The sequence below is a fragment of the Pseudomaricurvus sp. ABR4_320 genome (assembly GCF_056159445.1).
Map to the genome: position 1 here is coordinate 1 of NZ_JBSWVF010000045.1, position 4,037 is coordinate 4,037.

At 43.5% G+C, this 4,037-nt stretch carries 5 protein-coding genes; all 5 read right to left on the reverse strand.

Features of this window, described 5'->3' with window-relative positions; all coding sequences use genetic code 11:
• Positions 1 to 518 (reverse strand): transposase (locus ACXAFR_RS27090; RefSeq protein WP_475183225.1); only part of this gene is annotated, 518 nt, incomplete at its 3' end.
• Between the two features lie 135 nt (positions 519 to 653).
• Positions 654 to 1,907, reverse strand: a complete 1,254-nt coding sequence (ltrA, locus tag ACXAFR_RS27095; protein WP_475183234.1) for a group II intron reverse transcriptase/maturase — start codon at positions 1,905 to 1,907, stop codon at positions 654 to 656.
• 653 nt (positions 1,908 to 2,560) lie between these two features.
• Entirely contained in the window at positions 2,561 to 2,968 is a 408-nt protein-coding gene (locus ACXAFR_RS27100) for a hypothetical protein (RefSeq protein WP_475183226.1), read from the reverse strand.
• Between the two features lie 85 nt (positions 2,969 to 3,053).
• Positions 3,054 to 3,527 carry a TonB family protein gene (locus ACXAFR_RS27105; RefSeq protein WP_475183229.1) on the reverse strand — a complete coding sequence of 158 codons (474 nt, stop codon included), beginning with the start codon at positions 3,525 to 3,527 and terminating at the stop codon, positions 3,054 to 3,056.
• A 107-nt stretch (positions 3,528 to 3,634) separates the two neighbouring features.
• The gene (locus ACXAFR_RS27110; RefSeq protein WP_475183231.1) at positions 3,635 to 4,009 is read right to left on the reverse strand and encodes a hypothetical protein; all 375 of its coding nucleotides are present in this window, start codon (positions 4,007 to 4,009) and stop codon (positions 3,635 to 3,637) included.
• Positions 4,010 to 4,037: the final 28 nt, after the last annotated feature.

Below are 4,037 nucleotides of genomic sequence, written 5' to 3' on the forward strand. Positions count from 1 at the left end.
TTGATTTGACGTTGGATTTTATCCCGCTTGCACGTCAATTCTTCCAAGGTACCGGAATGTTCCTTAGCCGCGTTTGAGCTTATTTTACAGCCATCAATAGCGATGAGTTCATGGCCTAACAGACCTTGCTCATCACAGACCATCAGTATCTGCGTGAAAATGTCTTCGATGGCCTTAGGGTGACCGCTGATAAAACTGGCGATACTGGTAAAGTGCGGTGCCGTATCACACGGCAACGCCTTAAATAGGATGTTGTTTTGGCATTCCCATTCGATGTCTCTGCTGGAGCGAACCCCTTTGTAGTAGGCAAAGAGAATGATCTTTAGAAGAATCGCGGGGTCGTAGGAGGAACGACCACCTGCATCATTTTTGTATTTGTCGTAAAAGGCTGAAAGATCGAGCTTCTCTTCAATGAGATGGTGGAGAACAAATTCAAAGGTACCCGGACGAATCTGCTCTTCAAAATTGATCACAACCATCGTGTCTTGGTTGTAATTGGGTTTCTTGAAGTTTGGCATCTTGCAACTCCCTGTAGCGATACCCAATTTTAGCGAAAAAGCCCTTGTTTTTGGAGTTGGTGAGTAGACCACCGGAACCTCCCCGGCAGCCCCTCTCAGAACGGTACATGAACCTCTCGACCCATACCGCTCCCATCAAGTAAACTCTCCTACCATCCCAACTTTCCAATGAGCAAACAAGTTTAGGTTCTGCTTGGCAATACCTTGTACAAACAACATTGCCTTAGACTTACGATAACGAAACTTTTTATATTTCCGCCTCACCCATCTAACCACCGTTTTGTTCACTTGCCTGCACATGCGATATAGCCCTGAACGAGTAAAATGGCCAAAATATGTAATCCATCCGTTGATAATCGGATTGAGCCACCGCGCCAACTGCTCTATATTCAGTTCTGATCTCATGCGAACCCGTAGCTTTCTGATCTTCAATCCCATTGCTTTGAGCGAACCTTTACTAACGGCAGGCGTAAAGTTCACAAACATACTATTTTGTTTACGATTCTTACATAGCCGCCGTCTGAAGGTATACCCTAAGAAGTCAAAGGCCGTATTCTTATACTGCCCTTTACGACTCCCGTCCTTGCAATACACAATTTTGGTTTTCTCCGAGTGCAGCTCTAGACCACAAGCCTCAAAGCGTTGCTGTAGAACATTTAACATAAGCAGCGCTTCTGCCTCACTTCGACAGTGGACTAATCCATCGTCAGCATACCGACACCATGGTATTTTCGGATAGTGTTTTTCCAACCATTTGTCGAATGCATAGTGTAGAAAAAGATTGGCAAGAACCGGACTAATTACACCACCTTGTGGCGTTCCCCTGGTTCTTGCTACCTTCTCTCCATTTGGCATCTGAATTGGCGCAGTCAGCCATCGCTCTATGTAGAGACGAACCCAAGGAATATCAGTGTGCTTATCCACCGCCTTCAATAGTAAGTCATGAGGTATGTTGTCAAACAGCCCCTTTATATCAAATTCCAACACCCAGTCATAACGCCAGCAACGCTGACGTGTCACACCAACAGCATCTATTGCAGACTTATTTGGTCTATAGCCGTAAGAGTCTGCTAGAAAACATAGTTCCACTTTTGGTTCGAATGCAAGTTTGACTACCATCTGAGCAATACGATCACTCACAGTTGGTATTCCCAATATGCGCTCTCCTCCAGATCTCTTTGGTATTGCTACCGCTTTCACCGGGGGCGGGAAATAGCTACCTGACGATAATCTATTCCAGATCACATAAAGATTGTCTTTTAGATTTCGTTCGAAATCTAAAAGTGATTGTTGATCTATTCCAGCTGAACCGGCATTAGCTTTAACTAGACGATAAGCCTTTACCAGTTGCCATTTTGGGATAGTAAATGGCTTTGTCTTTTCTATGATTTCCTCCTGAACACTGTCAGTTGAACCACAGCTAAAGACAACTTGACGCTGTCCCTTCGCTCCACGCTCATTACAAGCATATCATCACTACTACGAACAGCTCCGTCCCAGTACTATGCATCGGTACTCTCATACTTATAGTTTTACCTATTTGTATTTCTCCCTTAATCATCATAATGACTGGTTCCCGCAGCTCCCTAAGAAAGCCCAACAAAGATTCACGCCCACTATACGCCGGACACCGCTTGCACAGCATTCGGAATTTCACTTGCAAACTTATCCCAGAAGATAGAAACGCCCCTGGTTTTGATGTCAATCTCTGAATTACGACGCGTCAACATAGGTTCGGTTTAACTCGTCTCTCTTTATCACACCTGATAATTTTAGTTATTACCTTTTCCTCATCGCTCACTACCGGCACTCTTAATACCAGCAGCATGAGGTGGTTTAAAGCCAGCTCCCGACAGCGGACTTTGGTGGACCTACCACCATCTTTCCTAGAGCTTGTAGCCGGAATAAACAATCAATACTGATTATCCCATCCGGCCTCTACGGCACACTTTCTACAAGCTCAACGCCGCCAACAAAGGCCGAGCGATAGCGAGGTCCAGCCGCGCTTTTTGCGGCGATTTTGCTTGGCCTTGTTAAAGGTTTTAGTCGCTTCCACCGAAGTCTCCGTGGTCACTTGGATCGTAGTGGCCATTCTTTCCACCACTGCGGGTTTTATTAGAAAACAGGGATTTAAAGCCTGTTTCTGCTTCGATATTGTATTTTTTAATAAAATCTCTTTCGTGGCGAAAGTGATAGTAACGATAACCAAAGCCAATAATTAGCGCCAAGACTATGAGGCCATCTAGCATTAATACATCTAGGTAAGATGCCCCAGCCCCTAAGTATTTAGGAACATCTATAAAGCCTAACCGAAATTGTAAAAGGCCATTACCCTCAGATACTTGATAAGCACAATAAACAGCTGTTCCAAGTGCGGGGCCTATCATTGCAATTATTGCAATAACAAATTCCCAAGTGCTCTTATGCCATTCATCTATGCGTCGAAGCATGGTTGACCTTTAACGCCGCCAACACCGGCCGAGCGAAGCGAGGTCCAGCACACGTAGTGTGCGAGGGTGCTTGGCCTTGTTACATTTATTCATCTGGACACCTGAAAGTAATTTTTATATTACGCTCGAGAATCTCTTTTTCATTCAGCTTGGTTCTATCGATCTCAAATGTAGAGATGGACTCTAGTGCGGCTTTATCCAAATAGGGATAGCCTGAAGATTCTATGATTTCGTATTCTTCAATAACACCCTCCTCGGTCATAGCCAATCTCAAGCATACGCTGCCTTCTTCTTTTAGCATTATTGATGACCAAGGATATACGACACGTCCCGGCTTTGATAAGAAAGAGAAATCAAGATCCATTAACTGAGGGTTATGATTATCAATAAATTCTCCGTTTTTTCTGCAAACTTGCTCCCCTAAATAGCAAGTACAAGCGTAGATATAAGATATTATTACAAAGGCGACAAACAAGATTGCCAAGACCAGAATGTATTTCTTTAGGGGATATTTGCCTTTCTGCTTCGGATCCATATCTCCTTCCGTCCATCTATCCATGCTCGCTGACCCTTCACTAAATGTAACGCTTTGCTTTGGGGCAGCTGGAACATAGCGAAGCGACGTGTAAGCTGTCCCAGCCACGAAGTGGCGACAACAGCAACTTGTTACATGCCATGAACTTTATTACGGGCACCAACAATACCATAAACAAACATTAGACCAGATATAAGCATGAGAAAACCAACGTAAACAACCGTTAAATTCAATGACTCAATAATATTATTGATACTTTCCAGCCTGCTAAATAATGCACGATAAAACAAACAGAATGTGAAGCCCCAAGCACCAACGAAGAGAACCCTTGAATATAGCTCACTATATTTAGACTCATAGCAGGCGTATAAAAGCAAGCCAATAGAAATATAATCAACGATCAACATTGGCAAATATTGCCCATTGAGAAAATGCCATACAGTTTCGCAAATAAAATGGACAATAGCCACAGCGAATGAAAATACAACATAATTTTTATAGTTCAAAACTCATCCTCTCCATGATGAAGGCATG